Genomic DNA, 25,464 nt, shown 5'->3' with positions numbered 1-25,464 from the left:
CTCGGCTGCTCGGGCGATCTCGCGCCGCTGTCGCACGTCGCGCTCGCCGCGACGGGGGAGGGAGAGGTGCGCGACGCCGACGGTGTGATGACGGATGCCGCGTCCGCGCTGGCCGCGGCCGGCATCCGTCCGCTGGTGCTGACGGAGAAAGAGGGCCTCGCCCTCATCAACGGCACCGACGGCATGCTCGGGATGCTCCTCCTCGCCCTCGCCGATCTGGAGATGCTCCTGGAGACCGCCGATGTCGCCGCGGCGATGTCGGTGGAGAGCCAGCTCGGCACCGACGCGGTGTTCGCCGCCGACCTCATGGCGCTGCGCCCCCAGGACGGGCAGGCCCGGTCGGCCGCGAACCTTCGCGCCCTCCTCGCCGACTCCGAGATCGTCCGCTCGCACCGCGATCCCGCCGCGTGCACCCGGGTGCAGGACGCGTACTCGCTCCGCTGCTCGCCGCAGGTGCACGGCGCCGCGCGCGACACCGTCGATCACGCACGGCGCGTCGCCGACCGGGAACTCCTGTCCGCCGTGGACAACCCGGTGCTCACCGCCGACGGTCAGGTGCGCTCCAACGGCAACTTCCACGGCGCGCCCGTGGCCTTCGTGCTGGACTTCCTCGCGATCGCCGTCGCCGACCTCGCCTCGATCTCGGAGCGGCGGACCGACCGTGCGCTGGATCCTGCCCGCAGTCACGGACTCCCGCCCTTCCTCGCCCACGAGGTCGGGGTGGACTCGGGCCTGATGATCGCGCAGTACGCCGCCGCCGGGATCGTCTCCGAGCTCAAGCGCCTCGCGGTCCCGGCATCCGTGGACTCCATCCCGTCCTCGGCGATGCAGGAGGATCACGTGTCGATGGGATGGGCGGCGGGTCGGAAGCTCCGCCGCGGCGTCGACGGGCTCGCCCGGGTGCTCGGCATCGAGGTGCTCACCGCGGCCCGCGCCCTGGACCTCCGCGCCCCGCTCGCTCCGGCGCCGCGCACCGCCCGGGTCCGCGCTCTGCTGCGGGATGCCGGCATCGACGGCCCCGGCACGGACCGCTTCCTCTCGCCCGACCTCGAGCGGGTGGCCGCGCTCGTCAGCTCCGGGGCGGTCGCCCGCGCCGGCATCCCCGAATCCACGAAGGAGTGAGATGACCACCGCATCCGACACCACGACCGCCGCCCCCGAGCCGGCCGCCCGCGCGATCCGCGCCCCGCGCGGCCCCGCGCGCACCGCGAAGAGCTGGGGGGCCGAGGCCGCCAAGCGCATGCTCATGAACAACCTCGATCCCGAGGTCGCCGAGCACCCCGAAGACCTCGTCGTCTACGGCGGCACCGGACGCGCCGCACGCTCGTGGGCGGCGTACGACGCGATCGTCCGCACGCTCGACGAGCTCGAGCCCGACGAGACGCTCCTCGTGCAGTCCGGGAAGCCGGTCGGGGTCTTCCGCACCCACACGTGGGCGCCGCGCGTGCTGATCGCGAACTCGAACCTCGTGGGCGATTGGGCGACGTGGCCGGAGTTCCGCCGGCTCGAGCAGCTGGGGCTGACGATGTACGGGCAGATGACCGCCGGCTCCTGGATCTACATCGGCACCCAGGGCATCCTCCAGGGAACCTACGAGACCTTCGCCGCCGTGGCGCGCAGCCTCGGACGCGACGACCTCTCGGGCACCCTCACCCTCACCGGCGGATGCGGCGGTATGGGCGGTGCGCAGCCGCTCGCGGTGACGCTCAACGGCGGTGCGGTGCTCATCGTTGCTCATCGTCGACGTCGACGAATCCCGCCTGGAGCGCCGGGTCGCCCACGGCTACCTCGACGTGCACACCACCGATCTCGATGCCGCCGTCGCCCGGGTGATCGCGGCGAAGGACGCCGGTGAAGCACTCTCGGTGGGGGTGGTGGGCAACGCCGCCGAGGTGTTCCCGGCCCTTCTCGCCCGCGGCGTCCCGATCGACATCGTCACCGACCAGACGAGCGCGCACGATCCGCTGGCCTACCTTCCGGTCGGCGTCTCCGTGGACGAGTGGCGCGCGCGGGCCGAGGCCGATCCGGTGGACTTCACCGCTCGTTCCCGCCGGTCGATGGCGGCGCAGGTGGCGGCGATGGTCGGGTTCCAGGATGCCGGGGCCGCCGTGTTCGACTACGGCAACTCGATCCGCGCCGAGGCCGAACTCGGCGGGTTCGACCGCGCGTTCGCCTTCCCCGGATTCGTGCCGGCCTACATCCGACCGCAGTTCGCCGAGGGGCGGGGTCCGTTCCGCTGGGTGGCGCTCTCGGGTGATCCCGACGACATCCGCAAGACCGATGAGGCCGTGAAGGCGCTGTTCCCCGAGAACGCCGCCCTCGTGCGCTGGTTGGAGAAGGCGGGCGACACCGTGCACTTCGAGGGCCTTCCCGCGCGGATCTGCTGGCTCGGCTACCAGGAACGGCACCTGGCGGGGCTGAGGTTCAACGAGATGGTGGCCTCGGGCGAGCTGTCGGCACCGATCGTCATCGGACGCGACCACCTCGACGCGGGGTCGGTCGCCTCTCCATACCGCGAGACGGAGGCGATGGCCGACGGCTCCGACGCCATCGCCGACTGGCCGCTGCTCAACGCGCTGCTGAACACCGCGTCCGGTGCGTCGTGGGTCTCGATCCACCACGGCGGCGGGGTCGGCATCGGTCGGAGCATCCACGCGGGGCAGGTCATCGTCGCCGACGGTACCCCGGAGGCGGCGGAGAAGCTCGCCCGCGTGCTCGTGAACGATCCCGGTACCGGAGTCATGCGCCACGTGGACGCCGGGTACCCGCGCGCCGCGGAGGTCGCCCGCGAGCGCGGCCTGCAGGTGCCGATGTGGTGACCGGCGAATCCGGAGCACCCGACCTCCTCATCACCGGCATCGGCGAGCTGACGACGAACGTCTCGACACCCGACGACGTCTGCGGAACGATCCACGACGCCGCCGTCCTCGTCCGCGCGGGCATCGTCGCGTGGACCGGACCCACGGCGGAGGCGCCGGATGCCGCCTCCGCCGTGCCGGTCGTGGACGTCGACGGAGCCGCCGTCACTCCGGGGTTCGTCGACAGCCACACCCACCTCGTGTTCGGCGGCGACCGCAGCGCGGAGTTCGTCGCCCGGATGGCCGGTCGGCCGTATGCGGCGGGCGGTATACGCTCCACCGTGGCGGCCACGCGGAGCGCGACCGACGCCGAGCTGCGTGCCCGGCTCCGGGCGCTCGTCGCCGAGCTCCGCCCGCAGGGGACGACGACGTTCGAGATCAAGACCGGCTACGGGCTGACGGTCGCCGACGAGGAGCGCCTCGCCCGCCTCGCGCGGGAGGTGACGGAGGAGGTCACGTTCCTCGGTGCGCACGTCGTCCCCGAGGAGTTCCAGGACGACCCCGACGCGTACGTCGACCTCGTCGCAGGTCCGATGCTCGATGCGGTCGCGTCGCACTGCCGATGGATCGACGTATTCTGCGAGCGGGGCGCCTTCACCCCCGCGCAGGCGGACCGGGTGCTCGCGGCGGGCGCGGCCCGAGGCCTCGGCATCCGCGTGCACGGCAATCAGCTGGGCCCGGGCGAGGGGGTGCGTCTCGCCGTCGCGCGGGGCGCGGCATCCGTCGATCACGGCACGTATCTCGACGACGTCGACATCGCCGCGCTCGCCGGGAGCGACACCGTGCTGACGCTCCTCCCGGGGGTGGAGTTCTCGACGCGGCAGCCCTACCCGGATGCGCGGGCGCTGTGGGATGCCGGCGTGACGATCGCGCTGGCCAGCGACTGCAACCCCGGCTCGAGCTTCACGAGCTCGATGCCGCTGATGATCGCCCTCGCCGTCCGCGAGATGGGGCTCACCCCCGACGAGGCGGTGTGGGCCGCGACCGCGGGGGGTGCGGCGGCGCTGCGGCGCGAGGACGTGGGCGTGCTGCGGCCGGGAGCCCGAGCCGACCTCGTGGTGCTGCGTGCGCCGACGCGCGCGTACCTCGCCTACCGCCCCGGTGTCCCGCTCATCGAGGGCGTCCTCATCGGCGGGCGCGGCGTCGCCGGGAGCGCGCTCAGCGCGGTGCGTCGAAGCTGAACGACACCGGGTCGACGGCGTCCACGACATCCCAGGAGGTCTCCGCCCACGTGAAGAGGGCGACGGCGCACGTCGGCATCCGGTCGATGCGATCGCGGGACAGGCGCGCGGCGAGCACCGTCAGGCCCGGGTCGTGGGCGACGAGGGTGACCCGCTGCAGCCCGCTCTCCGCCGCCACCGCCAACAGCGTCGTCGCCGACGCCGCGTAGAGGCGTTCTTCGAGGCGGAGCGGGGCATCCAGCGCATGGGCGAACACCTCGGCCGTGGTGCGGGCGCGCAGCGCCGTGCTGGAGATGACCGCCTCGGGCCAGAAGCCGGTCTCCACGAGCTGACGCGCCATACGCGGGGCGTCGCGCTCGCCGCGCTCGTTGAGGGGGCGATCGTGGTCGTCGATGTCGGGATCGCCCCAGTCCGACTTGGCGTGGCGGACGAGGGCGAGCTGGATGCCGGGTGCGGGGGTCATGCGGATCCTCTCGGTCGCCGGGCGAGGCCGGCGAGCAGGTCGAGCACGCAGAGCGCGGCCAGCCGCACCGTCCGTGCATCGGGGGCGTCGGATGCCGCATCGACCTCGACGATGTCGGCGGAGCGGAGACGCGGGTCGCGCGCGAGCGCCCGTACGAGGCGGCGCAGGGCGTCGGCGGAGAGCCCTCCGGGGACGGAGGCGGGGCAGCCCGGGGCGACCGAGCGATCGCACACGTCGACGTCGATGTCGACGTGGATGCCCCCGGGGCTGGAGTCCGCATCCGAGCCGCCGGCGACCGACAGCGCCTGCGCGACGACGTCCGCCTCGGGCCGGGAGCGCAGCTCGTCCAGGGTGATGACGGTGATGCCGAGATCGGCGGCGCGCCGCGCGTACGCGGCGGAGTTGGCGAAGTCGGCGATGCCGACCTGCACCACGCGGGTGGGGTCGAGCCCGCCCTCGACGAGGCGGCGGACGGGGGAGCCGTTGGAGATCCCGTCGCGGAGGTCGAAGTGGGCGTCGATCGTGATGAGACCCGCCGCCTGCGCGCCCCGCGCGACGGGGACCGTCGCGGCGTTGTCGCCGCCGAGCGCGATGACGAGGTCGGCCGAACCGGAGATCTCGTGCACGCGCGCCGCGGCCCGCTCCTCCCCGTCCGCGCCGTCGGGGTCCGCGACGTCCCCCGCGTCGAGGATCCGCAGCACCGACGTCAGGTCGACGGGCGGCGGTCCGAGGAGCGTCGGGCTGTAGCGCCGGAGGGCCTCGCGCACCGCGGCGGGCGTCGTGTGCGCGGCCGTCGGGGAGAGCGACGTGCGCCACGTCGGCACGCCGACGATCACCGCGGTCGCGGCATCCGTCTCGCGATCCTCGTGCGCGGACCACGCCGGCCAGCCGCCGGCCCGGGGCCACAGCGGATCGACGGCGAGCGCGCTCATTCCGCCACGATAGCCCCCCCGGGGTACCCGGGCGTCAGTGGGACACGTACGCCCATGCGCGGCGGCCGCTGCGCAGCACCACGGCCACGCGGCGGTAGAGCGGCGCCTGATACTCGTCGCACGCGTCCAGCTCGTCGTCGTCGACGGGGAGGACGGTGCCGGTGACGTTGTCGAGGTGCTGGCCGGTTTCGCGCAGGGCCGGCTGCACGGAGCGTCTCGTCGCTTCCCCGACGCGCGGATCGACGATCTCGACGTAGTCGACGGTGAAGCCCCCGAGGACATCGTCGGTGCCGGTCAGCCGCCGCCCGAACACGTCGAGCTGCACCTGCGGATCCTGCAGCGTCCCGTACGTGAAGAGGAGGTGATCGGCGCCCACGAGGTCACCGTAGCCTGCGGCGCGGCCGTTGTCAGCGGTGCGTCGCCGCAGCGTCACACGGCGTCGCGCATCCGTGGGTGCGCGTCTCAGCCGCCGAAGAGGGCGTGGGCGATCGTATAGATGGTCAGGCCCGCGAGGGAGCCGATGATCGTGCCGTTCAGCCGGATGTACTGGAGATCGCGACCGACCATCAGCTCGATCTTGCGGGTGGTCTCCTTCGCGTCCCATTTCTCCACCGTGTCGGTGATGATCGAGGCGATGTCGTGACGGTAGCGGTCGACGAGGAAGACCGCGGCGTCGGTCACCCAGGTGTCGACGCGGCGCTGGAGCGCGGCATCCGTCGTCAGCCGCGTGCCGATCTCGGTCACGGCCGACAGCGCGCGCCGACGCAGTCCGCTGTCCGGGTCGGCGAGCGCGGCGACGAGGCCGGTCTTCGCGGTCTCCCACGCCTGCGCGGCAAGTTCGCGGACGCGCGGGCTGTCGAACACCGTGACCTTCGCGTCCTCGAGGCGGCCGATCGTGGCGGGGTCGTGCTGCAGATTGTCCGCGAGGCGGGCGAGGTAGCCGTCGATGGCGAGACGCGCCGGATGCTGCGGGTCGGCCTGGACGGCCGCGACGAACTTCAGCGCCTCGTTGTACACGGTGTCGTCCACGAGGCGCTGGGCGATGCTCGGCACCCATGAGGGGAGGCGCCGCGAGACGAGACCGGTGAAGGCGGCGTGGTTCTCGTTCAGCCACGTGCCAATGTTGTCCACGCCCATGTCGACCGCGCCGTGGTGGGCGCCGGCGTCGAGCACGCGGGAGAGCCACGCGCCGACGCCCGGGCCCCATTCGGGTGAGATCAGATGCTCGCGGGCGAGCGACTCGATGACGTCGCCGACCTCGTCATCGCTGAGGGCCTGGAGGATGCCGGAGGCCATCGTGGAGGCTTCGGCGACAACGCGTTCCGCGTTCGCGGGCGCGGCCAGCCACTCGCCGAGGCGCGAGGCGATGGCCGTGGACTCCAGCTTCTGCCGGACCACGTCGCCGCGGAGGAACTCCGTCTCGACGAACTCGCCGAGCGTGCGCCCGATCTCGTCTTTCCGCTTCGGGATGATCGCGGTGTGCGGGATGGGGATCCCCATCGGATGCCGGAAGAGCGCCGTCACGGCGAACCAGTCCGCGAGGGCCCCCACCATTCCCCCCTCGGCCGCCGCGCGCACGTAGGCGAGGGCGGGGACGTCCTGCTGGAGCGGGAAGGAGATGACGAAGACGACCGCCATGAACAGCAGCGCCCCGAGTGCGACCGCCTTCATGCGGCGAAGGCCCCGGCGGCGTTCCTCGTCGGCCGGGCTGAGGACGACGGAGCCGGTCACTTCTCCACCGGACCGAGCCACGCCGTCGCCGAGGTGGCGTGGGCGGACTCGGGGTCGGAGGGGTGGAACATCCCGGCGAGGACGTCGCGGTAGAGGCGCCCGAGCTCGCTGCCCGAGAAGTAGGACGCACCGCCGGCGACGAGGATCGCCTCGTCGACGATCTGCTTGGCGGTGGTGACGGCGCGGTGCTTCAGCCCCGACAGCAGCGCGAACCAGCGTGCGCCGTGGTCCGTCCTGGCGTCGATGTCGTGCGCGATCGCGGCCAGCTGCGGCGGGAGGGCGTCGTACGCGATCCCCATCTCGGCCACGCGCCAGCGGATGTCGGGATCCTGACTGTAGGTCGCTCCGGTCTTCTTCGAGGTTCGGCGGTGCGCGGTCGCCACGGCGACGTCGATCGCGCGGCGGGCGATGCCGGTGTAGACCGAGGCGATGAGCAGCTCGAACACCGCGAAGATCCCGAAGACGAGCGGGTCGGGCTGAGGGCCGGGCTCCAGGCGGCGGACGACGCGGTCTGCCGCGGCACGGGCGCCGTGCAGCTCCGTCGTGCGCGACTGGGTGCCGCGCATGCCGACGGTGTCCCAGTCGTCGCGGATGCGCACCCGTCCGGCATCCGTCTCGTCCCGCGAGAGGAACGCGAAGACCATTCGCGGCGCGTCGGGCGAGGTGGTGTCGAGCCCGTGGAGGCCGAGCTGGGTCCACACGGGGGAGAGGGTGGTGAAGATCTTCGTCCCGGTGAAGGCATAGCCGCCGTCGCCCGTGGGGGCGGCCTCGGTGTCGCTGCCGAAGAGGACGAGGTCGTTGCCGGCCTCGCTGATGCCGAACGCGAACACCTCGCCCGCGGCGGCGCCGGTCTGCACGAACCGGAGGTCGTCGATCCCGCGGTCGGCGAGGAGCTTCGCCACCCCCGTCCAGATGAGGTGCATGTTGATCGCGAGCGCGGTGGCGGGCGCCGCCGTGGCGAGGCGCTGCTGGAGGACGGATGCCGCGGCGAGGTCGAGCCCCGCCCCGCCGAGGTCGGCGGGCACGAGGATCGCCAGGTACCCGCGCTCGCGGAGCTCGGCGAGATCGTCCTCGGGAAAGGTGTTCTCGCGGTCGTGCGCGGCGGCCCGCGCGCGGAAGCGCTCCAGCAGGTCGTCGGGGAGGATCGCGGCGGGATCGAACGGCGCGGCGGCGGGGGACGGGGACACGGTCATGACAGGACCTCCAGAAGGGCCCGCACGGTCTCCTCGGGCTTGTCGCGATGGGGGGAGTGGCCGGCGCCCGCGACGATCGTCATCGTGATCTGCGGGTTCGCCTCGACCACGGCTTCGGCGGGCTTGCCGGCGAAGATCGAGTAGACCTTCGGGTCGGACGCGATGACGTGGGTGGGGACGGTGAGCGCGAGCGCGGCATCCGTCACGTCCCACTCGGGGTTCTGCGCGCTCGTCTGCTCGACCGCCCACCGGCTCGCCTGCTGCGCGGACAGGGCCTTCAGCTCGACGTCGTGCGGATGCCAGGTCGGGTGGGCGGCGCGGACGGCGGCCGGCGACGGATCGGCGAAGGACTCCTCCTGGCTCGCGCGGACGATGCCGCGGTCGCGCGGAGTCAGCGCGATCGCCGGGTCGATGAGGACCAGGCGCCGGGCCCACGTCGCATCGTCGGCGGCGGCGAGGGTGGCGGCCGCCCCGCCCAGCGAGTGCGCGACGACGAGGTCCCACGTCCCGCCGTCCTCCGGGTGCGTGTGCGCGAGATCGGCCGCGAAGGCGTCGAGGGTGTAGTCCAGCGCCCGCGGCGCCGTGCCGTGACCCCGCAGATCGACGGCGTCCGCGCGCCAGCCCGCGTCGGCGAGGGCGACGCCGTAGCGCCACATCAGCGCGCCGTTCGAGCCGAGGCCGTGCACGAGGAGCGCGCGGCGGGCCAGGCTCGGTGCGCCCCAGGAGTGGCGGGGGAGGAGCACGGGGAAAACCATGCGATCAGCCTACGAGCGGCCCCGGCCCCCGGCATCCACGGGAGGATGGTTCGCATGATCTCGACAGAACGGGCGATCGACCTCCGCCAGGCGGGCCTGGTGTGGCACCCGCGCTCGGGCGACCGCTTCCAGCTGGACGAACCCGAATTCGAGGCGGACGTCTTCACGGTCAGCGAGATGACGGTGGAGCCGCGGGACTACCCGACCGGCAGCATCCTCGCCTTCAACGGCACGACGGAGTGGGCGCTGGATTCGGTCGCGCTCGAGGACGCGCTGTGGCTTCCGCACGAGCACCAGCTGCGCGAGATGCTCCGGGGGACCTTCCGGTCGCTCCGTCGCCTGGCCGACACCCACGAGGTCGAGATCGTCGTCGGCGAGGAGCGCCTGGTGTTCGAGCACCCCGAACCTGCCGACGCGTACGCGCTCGCTGTGCGCGAGATGCTCCGCCGCATCGGCTGAGCACGGCGTCCGCGCGGTCAGGTGATCGTCGCCACGGGCGCGGTGTCGGGCATGGGGCTGGCGTCGCGCCCGCGGAGGTCCGGGAAGCCGCGGACGAACACGACCGAGACGACGAGCCCCGTCGCGGCGAAGATCGTCGCCGCGAGGTAGGCGCCGGTGGGCCCGACCCCGTCGATGAGGAACCCGGCCACGGCAGACCCCGCGGCCGCACCGATGAGCTGGCCGGTGCCCACCCACCCGAAGGCCTCCGCGGTGTCGCTGAACTTCACGCTCGCCGAGGTCATCGCGAACAGCACCGCCAGCGCCGGCGCGACGCCGAGACCCGCGAGGACGAGCGTGCCGCCGAGCCACCAGACGTTCAGCGACACCATGGTGAGGGCGAGCCCCACCGTGACGATGCCGAGGCGTCGGGCCATCGCCCAGCGCCCGATCGGGATGTGCCCGAACCCGAGACCGCCGGCGAGGCTGCCGACGGCGAAGACGGCCAGCACCAGGCCCGCCTCCAGCCCGTCGTGCCCGAATGTGGCGACGACCCCGGCTTCGACGGCCGCGCACGCGCCGATCAGGAGGAAGCCGACGACGGTGGCGAGGATGATCGGCGGCTTCGTCATGACCTTGCCGATGCTGCGGCGGCTCCGGGGGATCCGCACGCGTCCGACCTCGGGGGAGAGGATGAACCACGCCCCGCCGAGGATCAGGATCGCCACGATCAGCAGCAACGCCGGCACGGTGCCGACCTGGGTGGCCACGACCGTGATGACGACGGGCGCGAGGATCCAGATGATCTCCTGCAGCGACGCGTCGAGCGAGAACAGCGGGGTCAGCTGTCGGCCGGTGACCATCTTCGGGTAGATCGTGCGGACGGCCGGCTGCACCGGCGGCGTCGACAGGCCCGCGATGAGACCGAGCGCCATGTAGGCGGGGAGGACCATCTCGACCAGGGCGATGGTCGTGATGGCCGTGGCGCACACGATCAGGGTGAGGGTCAGGACCTTCCGCATGCCCCAGATGCCCATCCAGCGGCTGGTGACGGGGCCGGCGATGGCCTGACCGATCGAGGTCGCGGCGAGGACGAGGCCGGCCGCTCCGTAGGAACCCGTCTCGCGTTCGATGTAGAGCAGGAGCGCCAGGCTCGTCATCCCGTTGGGGAAGCGTGCGGTCAGCTGTGCCGCCATGATGCGCCCCACGCCCGGGGTGCGCAGGAGATCCCGATAGCCCGCCACCAGGACACGCTAGCGTGACACGCCCCGACACGCCGTGGGCGTCCATCCACAGGGAATCGGATGTCGGTGGCCCGGCGTAGCGTCCGATCTGTGGACAACCTCGGAGGCGTCGGAGGAAACCCGCGTCATCCGGCGGTTTTCCTCGTGTCCGGCGGAGCGGCCGGCTGTGGATGAAACGGTGGAGAACCTGTGTTGTACATGGGGATGACGGTGGAAAATCACACGGATGTAACTACTACCCCTTGTGGTGCTATCCGATGTCCGTACCCATATGTAGTATTGGACTCCCGGCGGGGGCCAGCCCGAGAACTGACCGGAATCACCCGGACCACAACGACAGAAATGGATCGACATGGCGATCACGGTGTACACCAAGCCTTCGTGCGTGCAGTGCACGGCCACCTACCGCGCGCTGGACTCGAAGGGCATCGACTACGAGATCCTCGACCTCTCCGAGGACCCGTCGGCGCTCGAGCAGGTGAAGGCACTCGGCTACATGCAGGCGCCCGTCGTCATCACCGACGAGGACCACTGGTCGGGCTTCCGTCCCGACAAGATCGACGAGCTCGCCTCGCGTCTGGCCTGATCCCATGGCAACCGCGATCGCGCAGCGACCCGCGGTTGCCGACCCGGCGACCGCGGGACCTCTGCTGGTGTTCTTCTCCAGCATCTCGGGCAACACCGCCCGCTTCGTCGAGAAGGTCGTCGCCACCGGCGGCATCCGCTCGCTCCGGATCCCGTTGCATGCGACCGAACCACCGCTCGTCGTCGACGAGCCGTACATCCTGGTCACCCCCACCTACGGGGGCGGTCAGGGGAGGGGCGTCGAGAAGGGCGCGGTTCCCAAGCAGGTCATCCGCTTCCTCAACGACGAGCGAAACCGGAGCCTCATCCGCGGGGTCATTTCCGCGGGCAACACCAACTTCGGCGAGCATTTCTGCTTCGCCGGTGAAGTCATCAGCCGCAAGTGCCGTGTGCCGCACTTGTACCGGCTCGAAGTTTTCGGCACGCCAGAAGACGTGGATCGCGTGAGCGACGGATTGGAACGATGGTGGAAGCAGCAGTGAAGGATCAGGCGCCGTTCAAGTTGGACGCGCGGTTCGAGGGCCTCGATTACCACGCCCTCAACGCGATGCTGAACCTGTACGACGCGGACGGGAAGATCCAGTTCGACGCCGACAAGCGCGCGGCGCGGGAGTACTTCCTGCAGCACGTGAACCAGAACACGGTCTTCTTCCACTCCCTCAAGGAGCGCCTCGACTACCTGGTCGAGAAGGAGTACTACGAGGGATCCGTCCTGGAGAAGTACCCGTTCGAGTTCATCCAGGAGCTCAACGACCTCGCCTACTCGAAGAAGTTCCGCTTCGAGACCTTCCTCGGGGCGTTCAAGTACTACACCAGCTACACGCTGAAGACCTTCGACGGCAAGCGCTACCTCGAGCGGTTCGAGGACCGTGTCGTGATGACCGCCCTCGGCCTCGCCGACGGCGACCAGAAGCTCGCGACCGCGCTCGTGGAGGAGATCATCTCCGGCCGCTTCCAGCCGGCGACGCCGACGTTCCTCAACTCCGGCAAAGCCCAGCGCGGCGAGCTGGTGTCGTGCTTCCTCCTGCGCATCGAAGACAACATGGAGTCGATCTCGCGCGGCATCAACTCCTCGCTGCAGCTGTCCAAGCGCGGCGGCGGCGTGGCGCTCCTGCTGTCGAACATCCGCGAGTCGGGGGCTCCGATCAAGCAGATCGAGAACCAGTCCTCCGGCATCATCCCGGTCATGAAGCTCCTCGAAGACAGCTTCAGCTACGCCAACCAGCTCGGAGCCCGCCAGGGTGCCGGCGCGGTGTACCTCAGTGCCCACCACCCCGACATCATGCGGTTCCTCGACACCAAGCGCGAGAACGCGGACGAGAAGATCCGCATCAAGACGCTGTCGCTCGGCGTCGTGGTGCCCGACATCACCTTCGAGCTCGCAAAGAACGGCGAGGACATGTACCTGTTCTCCCCGTACGACGTCGAGCGCGTGTACGGCGTGCCCTTCGGTGACATCTCCGTCACGGAGAAGTACCGCGAGATGGTCGACGACGCTCGCATCAAGAAGACCAAGATCAATGCGCGCGAGTTCTTCCAGACCCTCGCCGAGATCCAGTTCGAGTCGGGCTACCCGTACATCATGTTCGAGGACACGGTGAACCGGGCCAACCCCATCAAGGGCCGGATCAACATGTCGAACCTCTGCAGCGAGATCCTGCAGGTGAACACGCCGACGACGTACAGCGAAGACCTCTCCTACGCCGAGATCGGCAAGGACATCTCCTGCAACCTCGGCTCGATGAACATCGCCCTGTCGATGGATGCCGACGACCTCGGTCAGACGGTCGAGACCGCCATCCGGGCCCTCACCGCGGTGAGCGATCAGAGCCACATCACCTCTGTCCGCTCGATCGAGGACGGCAACGACCGCTCCCACGCGATCGGCCTCGGCCAGATGAACCTGCACGGCTACCTCGCCCGCGAGCACGTGCACTACGGCTCGGTCGAGGGTCTCGACTTCACGAACATCTACTTCTACACGGTGCTGTTCCACGCGCTGCGGGCATCGAACAACCTCGCCATCGAGCGCGGGCGCGCCTTCGACGGCTTCGAGGACTCCACCTACGCCAGCGGCGAGTTCTTCGACAAGTACATCGAGCGCGCGTGGGTTCCCGAGACCGAGAAGGTCAAAGAGCTCTTCGCCGGCAAGCACATCCCCACGCAGGACGACTGGATCCAGCTGAAGGCGTCGATCCAGAAGCACGGGATCTACAACCAGAACCTGCAGGCGGTGCCCCCGACCGGGTCGATCTCGTACATCAACAACTCCACGAGTTCGATCCACCCGATCGCGTCGAAGATCGAGATTCGCAAGGAAGGCAAGCTCGGCCGCGTCTACTACCCGGCGCCGTTCATGACGAACGACAACCTGGAGTACTACCAGGACGCGTACGAGATCGGCTACGAGAAGGTCATCGACACCTACGCCGCCGCCACCCAGCACGTCGACCAGGGCCTGTCGTTGACGCTGTTCTTCAAGGACACCGCCACCACCCGCGACATCAACAAGGCGCAGATCTACGCGTGGCGCAAGGGCATCAAGACGATCTACTACATCCGCCTTCGTCAGATGGCGCTCGAGGGCACGAACCTGTCCGAGTGCGTCTCCTGCATGCTGTGACCGCGCTTCGCTCACTCCACGACCGTTTGAAGGATTGACGACATGACCCCGTCCGAGCCGCTCAAGCTCATCGACCACGTCCAGGCGATCAACTGGAACCGCATTCAGGACGACAAGGACCTCGAGGTGTGGAACCGCCTCGTGAACAACTTCTGGTTGCCCGAGAAGGTGCCGCTGTCCAACGACATCCAGTCGTGGGCGACGCTCACCCCCGACGAGCAGACCACCACGATGCGGGTGTTCACCGGTCTGACGCTCCTGGACACCATCCAGGGCACCGTCGGCGCCGTCTCACTCATCCCCGACGCGATCACGCCCCACGAAGAGGCCGTGTACACGAACATCGCGTTCATGGAGTCGGTGCACGCGAAGAGCTACTCGTCGATCTTCTCGACGCTGTGCTCCACGCCCGAGATCGATGACGCGTTCCGGTGGTCGGTGGAGAACCCGAACCTTCAGAAGAAGGCCCACATCGTCATGGACTACTACCGTGGCGACGAGCCGCTCAAGCGCAAGGTCGCCTCGACCCTGCTGGAGTCGTTCCTGTTCTACTCGGGCTTCTACCTGCCGCTGTACTGGTCGAGCAAGGCGAAGCTGACGAACACGGCCGACATCATCCGCCTCATCATCCGCGACGAGGCCGTGCACGGCTACTACATCGGCTACAAGTTCCAGAAGGGGCTCGAGAAGCTCACCCAGCCCGAGCGCGACGAGATCAAGGACTACACCTTCTCGCTGCTCTACGAGCTGTACGACAACGAGGTGCAATACACGCAGGACCTCTACGACGGCATCGGCCTGACCGAAGACGTCAAGAAGTTCCTGCACTACAACGCCAACAAGGCGCTGATGAACCTCGGCTACGAGGCGATGTTCCCGTCGCAGCTGACCAACGTGAACCCCGCGATCCTCTCGGCCCTGTCGCCGAACGCCGACGAGAACCACGACTTCTTCAGCGGGTCGGGTTCGTCGTACGTCATCGGCAAGGCCGTCGCGACCGAGGACGACGACTGGGACTTCTGATCTGACCGACGTCGTCAGACGGATGCCGCGACGCCCCCGGACTGTGCTCGATGAGCCGGTCCGGGGGCGTCGTCGTCTCCGCACCCCTCTGAGCATCATGCTCGCGCGAGCCGGTCAGGAGATCACGACGGGCCCGAAGGTCACCGGTCCCGGGCAGGAGCCGCCCTCGGATGTGTAGGGGATCTCGACCTGCAGATCCCGTGTGACGATGCCGTCGCGATCGGTGATCACCACGCGCATCGTCGTGCCGGGCTCGATGCTGACGATGCTCGTGTCGCCGACGTACGGCGGGTCCAGCGGCAGCTCTCCGCGGCCGTCGCCGTCGAGGGGGAGGGCCGCCGGGATGCAACCGCCGCCGAAACAGGCTGCGACGTCACCGACGGTCAGGGCGGCGGCGACCTCGATCGTGACGGGGCCGGGGTTGACGAAGCCGATGGCGGGACACACCGGTACCAGCGGCGCGCACGCCCCCAGTATCGCCGTCGTCGTGAGAGCGGCGAGCGCCACCGGAAGTGCACGGGTCATGGCCCTCACCCTACGGAATCGGTCGTCCGGGGATGGTCCTCTCACAGGACGCGCCCAGGCCGAGGGATTTCCTTCAGTTATGTTGAAGGAATGCTCCGCACTCCACTGTCACTGTTTCGCACCCTCGCGTTCGCCGAGGCGGTGTCGTGGACGCTGCTCATCGCGGGGCTCATCGTCCGGGCGACGACCGGGTGGGCGCCCGCGGTCACGATCGGCGGCGGCATCCACGGCTTCGTGTTCCTCTCCTATGGCGCCGCGGTCGTGCTGGTGGCCCTCAACAATCGGTGGCCGGCGGGGCCGACGGTCGTCGCCCTGATCTCGGCGATCGTGCCCTACGCCACCATTCCGGTCGAGCTCTGGGTGCACCGCCGCGGGTTGCTCGCGGGCGCGTGGCGCGTGGAGGCCGACGCCGATGCAGCGGATGCGCGCTGGTACGACGGGCCGCTTGCCTGGTTCCTGCGCCGCCCGTGGCTGCTGTTCGTCGGCATCCTCGTCGCCGTCGTCGGTGTCTTCGCCGTGCTGCTGATCCTCGGCCCTCCGGGCGGCGCCAAGGGCTGAGTGCGCGGGGCAAGACGGCTCCCGCGGCGACCGACCGGGAAAAGTCACGGGACGGCGACCCGCTGTGCGCACAGCGCATGGATAGCATGGACCGCATGACTCAGGACGGTCCCCGCTTCAGCCCGGTCATCGCGCTGCTCGCCGTCTCGGCGATGTGGGAGGAGCAGCTGGCGACGATCCTCAAAGACCTCGGCATCAGCACCCGCAAGTTCGGTCTCCTCGGTCACATCTACGCCGAGCCCGGCATCTCGTTCTCCGAGCTGGCCCGCCGCTCCCACATCACCGTGCAGTCCGCCCACACCGCCGTGCGCACGCTCGTCGACGACGGCCTCGTGCAGGACGCCACCGCCCATGCCGGCGCCGCCAGCGATCTCCACGTCACCGCGAAGGGAGCGCGGGTTCTGCAGGACGCTCGAGAGCGCCTCTTCGAGCTCGACGACGTCCTCGCTCAGCGCCTTCCCAAGGTCGCCGATTCGCTTGACGGCATCCGCGCCGGCATCGTCTGAGCGCACGGCGCGAGGTGCGGCGGCGCCGGCTCACCGCGTCGTCGACACGGTCACCGTGAACTTCGGATCGCGGGAGACCTGACGCGTCGGCCCCACGACGCGCTCGAGCGTGCCGCGGTACCGCAGCGGTGAGTTCCACACGCACCACAGCTCGCCGCCGGGCGCGAGCACCCGTGCGGCGTCGGCGAACAGACGCTCCGCGATCGTCGTGGTCAGCGCGGCACCGGAATGGAACGGGGGATTCAGGGCGATGAACGACGCGCTCGCATCTGGGCGCTCCTCCAGCCCATCGGCGCGCGCGACGTGCACGCGATCGCCCAGTGCGTTCGCGGCCACGGTCGCCTTCGCCGACGCGACCGCCGCGGCCGACTGATCGCTCGCGTACACATACGCGAACGGATGCCGTCGCGCGAGCCAGGCGCCCACGATGCCGGTGCCGCAGGCGAGATCGATCCAGGGATCCTCGCTGCTGCCGCCGCCGGGAGCGTGCGGCGCGGCGGCGAGCGCCGCCAGCAGTGCCCGGGTGCCGATGTCCAGGCGTGCGCCCGCGAAGGCCCCGCCGAAGGCGCGCACCTCCAGCTCGTCGATGCGCGACGCCGCGGGCATCGGGTCGCGGCCGTCGCGCGGGCCCCGGGCGATCAGCACCCGCGACTTCTGGCGGGCGTGAGTCACATCGACCGTGGTGAAGAATGCGCGCAGCACCTCGTTCATCGCGACGCTCATGTGCTTGATGCGACCCCCGGCCACCACGACGACGTCGGATGCCGCGTGCGCCGCGATCAGTCCGGCGATATCGCGCAGGGCGTCCAGCGCGCGCGGCAGGCGCATCAGCACGACGCGCGCGCCGGTGACGAGAGCCGCGTTCAGCGGGCCGGAGGAGACCTGCTCGGTCAGCCCCAGCGCGACGGCGTTGGCGTGCAGTGCCCGTTCGCCCAGGAGGGCGTCCTGGTGCACGCGCACCCCGGTGGCGCCGTCGTGAGCGGCACCGAGGGCGAGGGCGCCGTACGCGTCACCGATGACGGCGATCTGACCGGCCCCGGCTCCGGCGCGCAGAGCGGCCGATTCGTCGAGGATCAGGCGGTCGGCGGCATCCACCGCACCGAGCCCCTCGCCCTCGACGTCGGGCGCGCGTCGAAGCAGCTCGAACGGCATGCTCACGAACCCTCCGCGTAACGCAAGACGGCATCTGCTGGTGTGCACTCATCGCCGATGCGGATGCCGTCGGCCAGCCGTCCCGCCTCGCGCAGCTCCTGCAGTCCGGCGACGGTGCGCCGGCGCAGCTCCCACGGATCGATCGTGTTGACGTAGATCTTCGTGCCGCCCTCGAATCCGGCGGGAGTGGAGATGCGCCACTTGAGCACCACCCGCCAGGGCATGGGCCACGGCGCACCGGGCGGCCGGTAGTGCCACTCCTCGTTGGTCGGCACGTGCACGCCCGTCGCCGCATGCAGCGCGTGCAGCAGGTCGGAGACGGCGCGCCGCTCGGCATCCGTGTGCTCCTGGGGCAGGTTCGCGGCCGACGTCGAGAAGATCTCGAACGCCGGGTAACGGTGACCGACGCCGGCGAAAGCGACGGCGCCCTCCGTCGCCGCGACGACGAGTCCTTCGGACACCGCCAGATCGGCGATCTCGTGCTGATACAGGCCGCGGTCGTGCGAGAGCAGGCGCAGCTCGTGATCGACCTGCGGGCCGTGGTCGTCGATCGCGACGAGCTGCTTGTGGAGGTGCTCGAAGGAGGCGCCCGCCGGCCGCAGCCAGTTCTGGAAGACGCTGACGTACGCGGCGTGCGGCTGCGCCGCCTGGATCTCCGCCAGCGCCTGCACGGTGAAGGCGACGTAGGCTGCATGCTCGTCGGGGCTCAGCGTTCCCGACGATGCCAGCTCGGCATCCGTCGTCGCGCCCTCGACGACGTGACGCCGGGCGACGACGACGTCGTGGGATCCGCCGAGCAGGTCCAGTGCCGCTTCCTCGAGGCTGGTTTCGGTACCGGCTGCGCGTGCGCGAATCTCGGCGAGCTTTTCCATGTGCACGCGTCCGACGGGATCGGACAGGTACTCCTCGGCCCACTGCACGATCTGCGCCGGCTGGCGGTAGCCGTGGTTCTCGCGCCAGTACTCGGCCGACACGATCTCGAACAGGTTGCCGAAGCGGCGGAACTCGGCGACGGAGTCGTTCAGCGCGTGCGCGGGTACCCGGCGCTCCTCCTCGAAACGCGGGCCCACCAGTCGCGCCTTCTCGGGCGTGGTCTCGAGGTAGCGATCGACGCAGAACGCGCAGAGTCGTCGATCCTCACCGGGCCCGAGGCGGTGCGCATCCTCGCGGGGTTCCGTGAGGGGACGGTTCGCGCGGCCCGGAACCGTCCAGACCCGCGTGCCGGTGAGAGGGCCGATCTGCTTGACGGTGCCGTCGGGCAGGCGCCGGATCGCTCGTGGTGCTCCGTCGCTCATGCCTTCAGCCTATCGAGGCGGAGCAGACTGGCCCCATGAAGACCTTCGCGCGTTGGCTGCTCGCCCTCGGCATGATGTTCGCCGGCCTGTCCCACCTGTTCTGGGCTCGTCGGGAGTTCCAGGCGCAGGTCCCCGACCTCGTCACCGATGTCCTGCCGATCGACAAGGACGGCGTGGTGGTCGCATCCGGCGCGGTGGAGATCATGCTCGGAGCTGCTCTGATCGTGCTGCCGAAGGAGCGCAGGCGCGTCGGTTCCCTCCTCGCCGCGTTCTTCATCGCGATCTTCCCCGGCAACCTCGCCCAGGCCATGGATCGGCGCCCGGCCTTCGGCCTGGACAGCGATGCCGCTCGCCTGACGCGCCTGCTCTTCCAGCCGCTGCTGGTGGCCTGGGCGCTGCTCGCGACCCGCGACTGAGACGAGCGGGGGTGGATGCCGCGGCATCCACCCCCTCCCTCTCGCGTGCTCAGCGCGTGGGCGGCACCCGCACCGTACCCGTCTCGGCGACCAGGCGTTCGCGATCCACGCGGTCGAGATCGTGCAGGGAGCTGCCCTTGGTCTCGCGCATCGAGACGACGGCGATCAGGGTGATGGCGGCGGCGACCGCCAGATACAGCGCGACGGGGATGTAACTGCCCGAGGCCGACAGCAGCGCTGTCGCGATGATCGGCGCGAGTGAGCCGGCGACGATGGACGTCACCTGGTAGCCGAGTGAGACGCCCGAGTAGCGCATGCGCGTCGGGAACATCTCCGACATAATCGCCGGCTGGGGCGCGTACATGAACGAGTGGATCACCAGGCCCAGGCAGATCGCCAGGATGATGATCGCGGGCTCTTTCGTGTTGAACAGGGGAAAGGCGATGAAGCCCCACGCCGCTGCTCCGACCGTGCCGATCGCGTACACCGGCTTTCGGCCGATGCGGTCGGCGAGAGCCCCGACCAGCGGGATGACGATCATGTGGACGATGTGCGCGATCACCAGCATGCCGAGGATCTCGGCGGTGTTCACGTCCAACGCGATCTTCAGGTACGTGATCGAGAAGGTGACCACGAGGTAGTACATGATGTTCTCCGCGAAGCGCAGACCCATCGCGGTGAGCACGCCGCGCGGATAGCGGCGGACGACCTCGAACACGCCGTAACGGTCGTGCTTGTGCTCCTCCGCCTCCTTCTGCGCTTCGAGGAAGATCGGCGCATCGCTGATCTTGGTGCGGATGTAGTAGCCGATCGCCACGATCACCACCGACAGCCAGAACCCGACCCGCCAGCCCCAGGCGAGGAACGCCTCCGCGGACAGGGTGCGGCTGAGCACGAGCAGCACGACGGTCGCGACGAGGTTGCCGATCGGCACAGCCGCCTGGGGGAACGACGCCCAGAATCCGCGGGTTTTGTCGGGGGAGTGCTCGGCGACCAGCAGGACGCCGCCGCCCCATTCGCCGCCGACGGCGAAGCCCTGGGCGAAGCGCAGCAGCACCAGCAGTGCCGGGGCCCAGTAGCCGACCTGCTGGAAGGTCGGCAGGCAGCCCATGAGGAACGTCGCCACACCGACGAGGATGATGGCCAGCTGCAGGAGCTTCTTGCGACCGTACTTGTCACCGAAGTGGCCGAAGACGATGCCGCCCAGGGGGCGTGCGATGAAGCCGACCGCATACGTGACGAATGCCGCGATGATGCCCGCATAGGGATCGTCGGACGGCGGGAACATGATCAGGTTGAACACGAGCGTGGCCGCGGTGGCGTAGAGGAAGAACTCGTACCACTCGACGATCGTGCCGGCCATCGAGGCGCTGACGACGCGGCGGAGACCGGACTGCGGGGGCGTGCGGTGCGAAGCGGTCGCTGAAACCATGCGCTGATACCTCCTTGTAGAGCGCGATGCGACGAGGGATGCCGCGCCGTGGACGCTACCTGAAAAGTGATTCAGGTACAAGGTTCAGCGCTGCACAGTGCCTGTGCACGCGTGCACCGACGGGCGCACGCAGGCTCCGCTATGCGCGTCGACGCACGTACCGGTGCTCGGGGCGCCCCGTGGTGCCGTAGCGCAGCCGCACCTCCACGATGCCGCGGGTCGCCAACGCCGCGAGGTGACGCTGCGCGGTGGCGCGGGAGACGCCGGCGCGATCGGCGATCTCCGATGCCGAGGACTCGTCGTCGCCGAGGGCCCCGAGGATCACCTGCTCCGTCGCCGATCGCGATACGGAGGACGTGTCGCTTACCGCGTGGAGGATGCCGAGGGCCCGATCGATCTCGTCCTGAGACACGCTGCGCTCCTCGTCGAGCACGTTGCGAAAGCGCGCGTAGCGATCGAGGACCTCCACGAGGGCGCGCCGCTCGAACGGCTTGACGAGGTAGCCGAGGGCGCCGGCGCGCAGGGCGCGGCGCACGGTCGCCGCGTCGGTCGCGGCCGAGAGTACGAAGGCGTCGATCGAGGTCTCGCGCACGAAGGCGATCCCGTCGCCGTCCGGCAGATACGCGTCGACGAGCAGAAGGTCAGGGTGCTCGGAGCGGACGGCGGCGGTCGCGTCGGCGAGCGTGCGCGCGGGCTCGAGTGCGCGGTAGGCGGATCTCTCCGCCACGATCTCGCGATGCAGCCCTGCGACGCGGAAGTCGTCGTCGACGACGAGGACGCGAAGGGGAGTGGTCATGAGGGGGAATCCCTTCGGTCGATGAATCGATCAGGTAAGGGTCCGGCGTCGGAGGAGCCACCACCGAGGGCATCTCCCAGAACGCCGCACAACCGGGCACCGAACACCGCCCCCGTGAGCGCGGACGTTCCCGCGGCCTCGATGAGCCAGACATCGCCCCCACGGCGGCGCGCCAGCTCGCGTGACAAGGGAAGGCCGACGCCGAGTCCGTGCACCCGGTCGGCATCGGGAGCGGGTCGACGCCCGCGCGAGAAGAGATCCGCTTCGGCGTCCACACCGGCGCCGGAGTCGGCGACGGTGAGGAAAGCGCCTCGCACTGCGGCATCGCGCCCGTCGAGATGGCACGCGCCTCTCATTGGCGATGCTCGCCGTGGGCGTACTGGTGGGCGTGATCCCGCTCGCCGCCTGAGGGCGGTCGCGGCGCGGCCGACGGGCATCAGCTCCCGTCGGCCCCGCCGTCGTCGCCGGAGTGGGGACGCACGCGCACGATGTTCGTCGTCTCGTCGATGTCGGCGACGCCGGGGTAGGCCTTCACGAAGTCGGAGAAGGACCGGTGCCCCAGCGCCTTCTCGCTGAAGGACGGATCCATCCGCTTGAGCAGGTTCTTCACCGCCGACAGGTGCACCCACTCGTCGTCGGTGCGCTCCTGCTCCAGACGCAGCGCACGCCCGAGAAGCTCAGCCGTCGGGTCTTCGGTCTTCTTGCGTCGGCGCGACGAAGAGGGGGCCGAGGTGGCGGCGGCATCCGCCTTCTTCTGGGTCGCAGCCGACGCGGGCAGCACCACTCCGGGCAGCGAGTCGTAGGAGTCGAACTGGTCGCACGCCGCCGCGAGGGACTTGGCCGTCGAACCGGCCACGCCGACACCCACCACGACGCGTCCGAGACGCTTGCAGCGCTGCGCGAGCGGGACGTAGTCGCTGTCTCCGGCGACGATGACGACGTGGGTGAGGTCGGGCAGGCGGAACATGTCCTCGACGGTGTCGACCGCCAGGCGGATGTCGGCGCCGTTCTTCGCGTACGCCGCCGCGGGGAACAGCTGCACGAGGTCGACGGCGCGGGCCACCAGCTGCGAACGGTAGAGCGCATTGACCGGCGACGACCAGTCGGCATAGGCGCGCGTGAGCACGAGGGTTCCGAAGGAGGCCGCGTAGTCGATGATCGCCCCGACATCGATCGTGGCATCCTTCAGACGCTGTGCGATCTCGGGGGCATCGGGGTCGGCGATGATCTTCTGGCGGTCGGCGGCGTAGGAGTTGCGCCCGTGCACGCGGTCGTACCAACTCATGACGATGTTGTCGAAGTCGAGGTAGACGGCGACGCGGTTACCCTGCAGTTCGATCATGTCAGCGCACCTTCGGGTAGGTCACGCCGAGCTGGCCTCGCACGTCGTCGAGCGCGTGCATGATCGCGATCGACTCCGCGAACGGCAGCAGGTCGCTGTCGGTGCGCCCCTCCCGCAGCAACCGCTCGGCGGCGAGGGCCTGGAACTGCATGCCGCGGCCATCGACGTCGCCGCGGTACTCCTCGATCACGGTGCCGTCGGTCGCGGTGACCCGGAAGGAGGTGGGCTCGTACCAGACGCGATCGATGTCGATCCGCGCGTTCGTGCCGACCACGTGGGCCGTGTTCGGGCCGGCGGCCCGCGAGCTCGTCGCGATCGACGAGAGCGCGCCGCCCGTGTGGACGGCGGCGATCGCGACCTCGGTGTCGGCTCCGGTGTCGCCGAGGCGGCCCACGGCGCGGATCTCGGTCATCGGTCCCAGCACGTCCCACGCGAAGGAGACGGGATAGATGCCGAGATCGAGGAGAGCGCCCCCGCCGAGCTCGAGCGCATTCAGACGATGTGCCGGGTCGGTGGGAAGCGACTGCGTGTGGTCGGCGATGACGGTGCGCACCTCGCCCAGCGTGCCGTCGGCGATGAGCTCGCGGATGCGGGCCATGTGCGGCAGATACCGCGTCCACATCGCCTCCATCGCCAGCCGTCCGCGCCCGGCGGCGATGTCACGGATCGCGATGGCTTCATCGGCATCCAGCGTCACGGCCTTCTCGATGAGAACGTGCTTGCCGGCCTCGAGCGCGAGGATCGCGTGCTCCCGGTGGTGGCTGTGCGGCGAGGCGACGTAGACGATGTCGACGTCGGGGTCGGCGACGAGCTCCTCGTACGACCCGTGCGCGTGGGGGATGTCGTAGTCGGCGGCGAACGCGCGCGCCGACTCCGGACGGCGCGATCCGACCGCGGTGACGGTGAGCCCCGCCGTCCGCAGGTCCTTCGTGAAGGCGTGGGCGATGCCGCCCGTGGCGAGGATTCCCCAGCGGATGGGCGCGGTCGGCACAGTCGTGCCGGGGGCGTTGTCGGTCATGCGACGAGCCTAGCCGCGCGCGCGTAGGCTCGAGCCGTGAGTGCCGACACCGAGGCGTCGATCGCCCGATTCCGTGAGCTGCTGCAGATTCCGACCGTCTCGCACGCCGATGAGAGCCTCGTGGATGCGGAGGCGTTCACGCGATTCATCGACACGTTGGCGCGCTTGTATCCGGCAGCGCACGCCGTTCTCGAGCGTGAGGTCGTCGACGGCTACTCCCTGCTGTTCCACTGGGCCGGCAGCGGCAGCGCGGCGGATCCGCTCGTGCTGATGGCCCACATCGACGTCGTCCCCGTCGTGGAGGAGGAATGGGACCACCCGCCGTTCGGCGCCGAGCTCGTCGGCGAAGGGAAGGATGCCGAGATCCACGCGCGCGGCGCCATCGACGACAAGGGCGCGCTCGTGGCGATCATGGAGGCGGTGGAGGAACTGGCCGCGGAGGGCTACGCGCCCACCCACGACGTCTATCTCTCCTTCGGCCACAACGAGGAGACGGCGGGCGGAGGCGCGCGCGCGATCGTGGCGCTGCTGCGGGAGCGCGGGGTCACACCCGCTCTCGTCCTCGATGAGGGCGGCGCCGTCGTCGAGGGCGCCGTCCCGGGCGTCGCGGTGCCGACCGCGATGGTCGGGGTCGCCGAGCGCGGCGTGCTGACACTGCGGCTGACCGCGCGCGAGAGCGGAGGGCACGCGTCCACGCCTCCCGCCTTCCCCGCGACGGCGCGGCTCGCCCGTGCGATCGATCGGGTGCAGCGGCATCCGTTCCCCGCTCGCATCGCCCCGCCCGTGCGCGCTCTGTTCGCGACGCTCGCCCCGCACGCCGCACAGCCGCTGCGCACCGTCTTCGCGAATCTCGGAGTGCTCGCCCCGCTGGCCGCGCGGGTGTTCGCACGCTTCGGGCCCGAACTGAACGCGATGGTGCGGACGACCGCCGTCGCGACCGAGCTGTCGGGCGCCCCGGGCGAGAACGTGCTCGCGACCACGGCGCGTGCCTCGATCAACATCCGCCTGCTGACCGGCGACACCGCCGCCTCGGCGACGGCGCGGATCCGCCGCATCGTGGCCGACCCCGACGTCGAGATCGAGGTGCGCCACGGGTCCGACCCCTCGCCGGTCTCGTCCTGGCGCGGCGAGCCGTGGCGGCGCATCGCGACCGCCGTCCACGACGCCCTCGGCACCGACATCGTGACGACGCCGTACATCCAGCTCGGGGCGAGCGACAGCCGCTGGTTCACGGCGATCAGCGCGCACGTCTACCGCTTCACGCCCTTCCACCTGACGCGCGGTGAGCGCGACGCGCTGCACGCGCACAACGAGCGCATCCGCGTCGAGTCGTGGCTGAACGGCATCCGCTTCTATCTCGCCCTCATCCGAGCCAGCTGACGCTTTCTGCGCCCGCCC

At 70.2% G+C, this 25,464-nt stretch carries 25 protein-coding genes and 2 pseudogenes; 12 read left to right on the top strand and 15 right to left on the bottom strand.

Annotated elements, in window-relative coordinates:
• From ABS64_RS10695 to hutI, 3 genes and pseudogenes are all read left to right on the top strand, one after another.
• A partial coding sequence (locus ABS64_RS10695) for an aromatic amino acid lyase (RefSeq protein ID WP_292683479.1) occupies positions 1-1,122 on the top strand: 1,122 nt, incomplete at its 5' end.
• A gap of 1 nt (position 1,123) precedes the next feature.
• Positions 1,124-2,819 (top strand): annotated as a pseudogene (gene hutU / locus ABS64_RS10690) (urocanate hydratase).
• Entirely contained in the window at positions 2,816-4,039 is a 1,224-nt protein-coding gene (hutI, locus tag ABS64_RS10685) for an imidazolonepropionase (protein ID WP_292683477.1), read from the top strand. Before hutU ends, hutI begins: the two are co-directional and overlap by 4 nt.
• Here the strand turns inward: hutI and ABS64_RS10680 are convergent.
• From ABS64_RS10680 to ABS64_RS10655, 6 genes are all read right to left on the bottom strand, one after another.
• Positions 4,017-4,502: a histidine phosphatase family protein gene (locus tag ABS64_RS10680; RefSeq protein ID WP_292683475.1), complete on the bottom strand. Its 486-nt coding sequence runs from the start codon at positions 4,500-4,502 to the stop codon at positions 4,017-4,019. The two genes, hutI and ABS64_RS10680, sit on opposite strands and share 23 nt — an antisense overlap.
• Positions 4,499-5,434, bottom strand: a complete 936-nt coding sequence (locus ABS64_RS10675) for an arginase family protein (RefSeq protein ID WP_292683473.1) — start codon at positions 5,432-5,434, stop codon at positions 4,499-4,501. The genes ABS64_RS10680 and ABS64_RS10675 overlap by 4 nt, the downstream gene beginning before the upstream one ends.
• 34 nt (positions 5,435-5,468) lie before the next feature.
• Positions 5,469-5,810 carry a gamma-glutamylcyclotransferase family protein gene (locus ABS64_RS10670; RefSeq protein ID WP_292683472.1) on the bottom strand — a complete coding sequence of 114 codons (342 nt, stop codon included), beginning with the start codon at positions 5,808-5,810 and terminating at the stop codon, positions 5,469-5,471.
• An 86-nt stretch (positions 5,811-5,896) separates the two neighbouring features.
• Positions 5,897-7,105 carry a DUF445 domain-containing protein gene (locus tag ABS64_RS10665; protein ID WP_292683485.1) on the bottom strand — a complete coding sequence of 403 codons (1,209 nt, stop codon included), beginning with the start codon at positions 7,103-7,105 and terminating at the stop codon, positions 5,897-5,899.
• Positions 7,106-7,161: 56 nt separating this feature from the next.
• Complete coding sequence (locus tag ABS64_RS10660; RefSeq protein WP_292683470.1) at positions 7,162-8,358, bottom strand: acyl-CoA dehydrogenase family protein; 1,197 nt, start codon at positions 8,356-8,358, stop codon at positions 7,162-7,164.
• Positions 8,355-9,113, bottom strand: coding sequence for an alpha/beta hydrolase (locus tag ABS64_RS10655; RefSeq protein WP_292683468.1), 759 nt, complete (start codon positions 9,111-9,113; stop codon positions 8,355-8,357). Before ABS64_RS10655 ends, ABS64_RS10660 begins: the two co-directional genes overlap by 4 nt.
• 54 nt (positions 9,114-9,167) lie before the next feature.
• On the opposite strand from ABS64_RS10655, the gene ABS64_RS10650 reads away from it, so the two are divergent.
• Positions 9,168-9,572, top strand: a complete 405-nt coding sequence (locus ABS64_RS10650) for a pilus assembly protein CpaE (RefSeq protein WP_236968944.1) — start codon at positions 9,168-9,170, stop codon at positions 9,570-9,572.
• 17 nt (positions 9,573-9,589) lie between these two features.
• On the opposite strand, the gene ABS64_RS10645 is transcribed toward ABS64_RS10650, so the two are convergent.
• Positions 9,590-10,795: an MFS transporter gene (locus tag ABS64_RS10645; protein WP_292683462.1), complete on the bottom strand. Its 1,206-nt coding sequence runs from the start codon at positions 10,793-10,795 to the stop codon at positions 9,590-9,592.
• Positions 10,796-11,147: 352 nt separating this feature from the next.
• On the opposite strand from ABS64_RS10645, the gene nrdH reads away from it, so the two are divergent.
• From nrdH to nrdF, 4 genes are read left to right on the top strand one after another with little or no spacing between them, the layout of a single operon-like run.
• On the top strand, positions 11,148-11,381 hold the full coding sequence (gene nrdH / locus ABS64_RS10640) for a glutaredoxin-like protein NrdH (protein ID WP_053548782.1): 234 nt from the start codon (positions 11,148-11,150) through the stop codon (positions 11,379-11,381).
• Between the two features lie 4 nt (positions 11,382-11,385).
• Positions 11,386-11,862: a class Ib ribonucleoside-diphosphate reductase assembly flavoprotein NrdI gene (nrdI, locus tag ABS64_RS10635; protein WP_053548781.1), complete on the top strand. Its 477-nt coding sequence runs from the start codon at positions 11,386-11,388 to the stop codon at positions 11,860-11,862.
• The gene (gene nrdE / locus ABS64_RS10630; RefSeq protein ID WP_292683456.1) at positions 11,844-14,003 is read left to right on the top strand and encodes a class 1b ribonucleoside-diphosphate reductase subunit alpha; all 2,160 of its coding nucleotides are present in this window, start codon (positions 11,844-11,846) and stop codon (positions 14,001-14,003) included. The genes nrdI and nrdE overlap by 19 nt, the downstream gene beginning before the upstream one ends.
• Before the next feature lie 42 nt (positions 14,004-14,045).
• On the top strand, positions 14,046-15,026 hold the full coding sequence (gene nrdF / locus ABS64_RS10625) for a class 1b ribonucleoside-diphosphate reductase subunit beta (protein WP_005052315.1): 981 nt from the start codon (positions 14,046-14,048) through the stop codon (positions 15,024-15,026).
• A gap of 114 nt (positions 15,027-15,140) precedes the next feature.
• Here nrdF and ABS64_RS10620 read toward each other — a convergent pair whose 3' ends face one another.
• Positions 15,141-15,551, bottom strand: a complete 411-nt coding sequence (locus ABS64_RS10620) for a hypothetical protein (protein ID WP_292683453.1) — start codon at positions 15,549-15,551, stop codon at positions 15,141-15,143.
• A 90-nt stretch (positions 15,552-15,641) separates the two neighbouring features.
• On the opposite strand from ABS64_RS10620, the gene ABS64_RS10615 reads away from it, so the two are divergent.
• A complete protein-coding gene (locus ABS64_RS10615) occupies positions 15,642-16,109 on the top strand; it encodes a DUF3817 domain-containing protein (protein WP_005052320.1) in 468 nt (155 codons plus the stop codon).
• Positions 16,110-16,204: 95 nt separating this feature from the next.
• On the top strand, positions 16,205-16,615 hold the full coding sequence (locus ABS64_RS10610) for a MarR family transcriptional regulator (protein ID WP_288118772.1): 411 nt from the start codon (positions 16,205-16,207) through the stop codon (positions 16,613-16,615).
• Positions 16,616-16,645: 30 nt separating this feature from the next.
• On the opposite strand, the gene ABS64_RS10605 is transcribed toward ABS64_RS10610, so the two are convergent.
• Positions 16,646-17,767, bottom strand: a complete 1,122-nt coding sequence (locus ABS64_RS10605; RefSeq protein ID WP_292683483.1) for a methyltransferase — start codon at positions 17,765-17,767, stop codon at positions 16,646-16,648.
• Positions 17,768-17,769: 2 nt separating this feature from the next.
• The gene (locus ABS64_RS10600; RefSeq protein ID WP_292683451.1) at positions 17,770-19,062 is read right to left on the bottom strand and encodes a DUF4921 family protein; all 1,293 of its coding nucleotides are present in this window, start codon (positions 19,060-19,062) and stop codon (positions 17,770-17,772) included.
• A gap of 35 nt (positions 19,063-19,097) precedes the next feature.
• Here ABS64_RS10600 and ABS64_RS10595 point away from each other — a divergent pair, with 35 nt between their 5' ends.
• Positions 19,098-19,478 (top strand): hypothetical protein, encoded by a 381-nt coding sequence (locus tag ABS64_RS10595; RefSeq protein WP_061682972.1) that lies wholly within the window; start codon positions 19,098-19,100, stop codon positions 19,476-19,478.
• 49 nt (positions 19,479-19,527) lie between these two features.
• Here the strand turns inward: ABS64_RS10595 and ABS64_RS10590 are convergent, their stop codons facing one another.
• From ABS64_RS10590 to ABS64_RS10570, 5 genes and pseudogenes are all read right to left on the bottom strand, one after another.
• The gene (locus tag ABS64_RS10590) at positions 19,528-20,910 is read right to left on the bottom strand and encodes an MFS transporter (protein ID WP_061682971.1); all 1,383 of its coding nucleotides are present in this window, start codon (positions 20,908-20,910) and stop codon (positions 19,528-19,530) included.
• A gap of 139 nt (positions 20,911-21,049) precedes the next feature.
• Entirely contained in the window at positions 21,050-21,706 is a 657-nt protein-coding gene (locus tag ABS64_RS10585) for a response regulator (RefSeq protein WP_061682970.1), read from the bottom strand.
• Positions 21,703-22,008, bottom strand: a pseudogene (locus ABS64_RS10580) (ATP-binding protein); the annotation flags it as partial. The pseudogene ABS64_RS10580 and the gene ABS64_RS10585, both read right to left, overlap by 4 nt.
• 134 nt (positions 22,009-22,142) lie before the next feature.
• Positions 22,143-23,048, bottom strand: coding sequence for an NYN domain-containing protein (locus tag ABS64_RS10575; RefSeq protein ID WP_292683447.1), 906 nt, complete (start codon positions 23,046-23,048; stop codon positions 22,143-22,145).
• 1 nt (position 23,049) lies between these two features.
• The gene (locus tag ABS64_RS10570) at positions 23,050-24,066 is read right to left on the bottom strand and encodes a Gfo/Idh/MocA family oxidoreductase (protein WP_061682968.1); all 1,017 of its coding nucleotides are present in this window, start codon (positions 24,064-24,066) and stop codon (positions 23,050-23,052) included.
• A 36-nt stretch (positions 24,067-24,102) separates the two neighbouring features.
• On the opposite strand from ABS64_RS10570, the gene ABS64_RS10565 reads away from it, so the two are divergent.
• Entirely contained in the window at positions 24,103-25,446 is a 1,344-nt protein-coding gene (locus ABS64_RS10565) for a M20/M25/M40 family metallo-hydrolase (protein WP_292683445.1), read from the top strand.
• Positions 25,447-25,464: the final 18 nt, after the last annotated feature.

This window comes from Microbacterium sp. SCN 69-37 (assembly GCF_001724435.1).
GTDB lineage: Bacteria > Actinomycetota > Actinomycetes > Actinomycetales > Microbacteriaceae > Microbacterium > Microbacterium laevaniformans.
The sequence above is the reverse complement of the archived record's forward strand: the minus strand, read 5'-3'. Positions and strand labels throughout refer to the sequence as shown.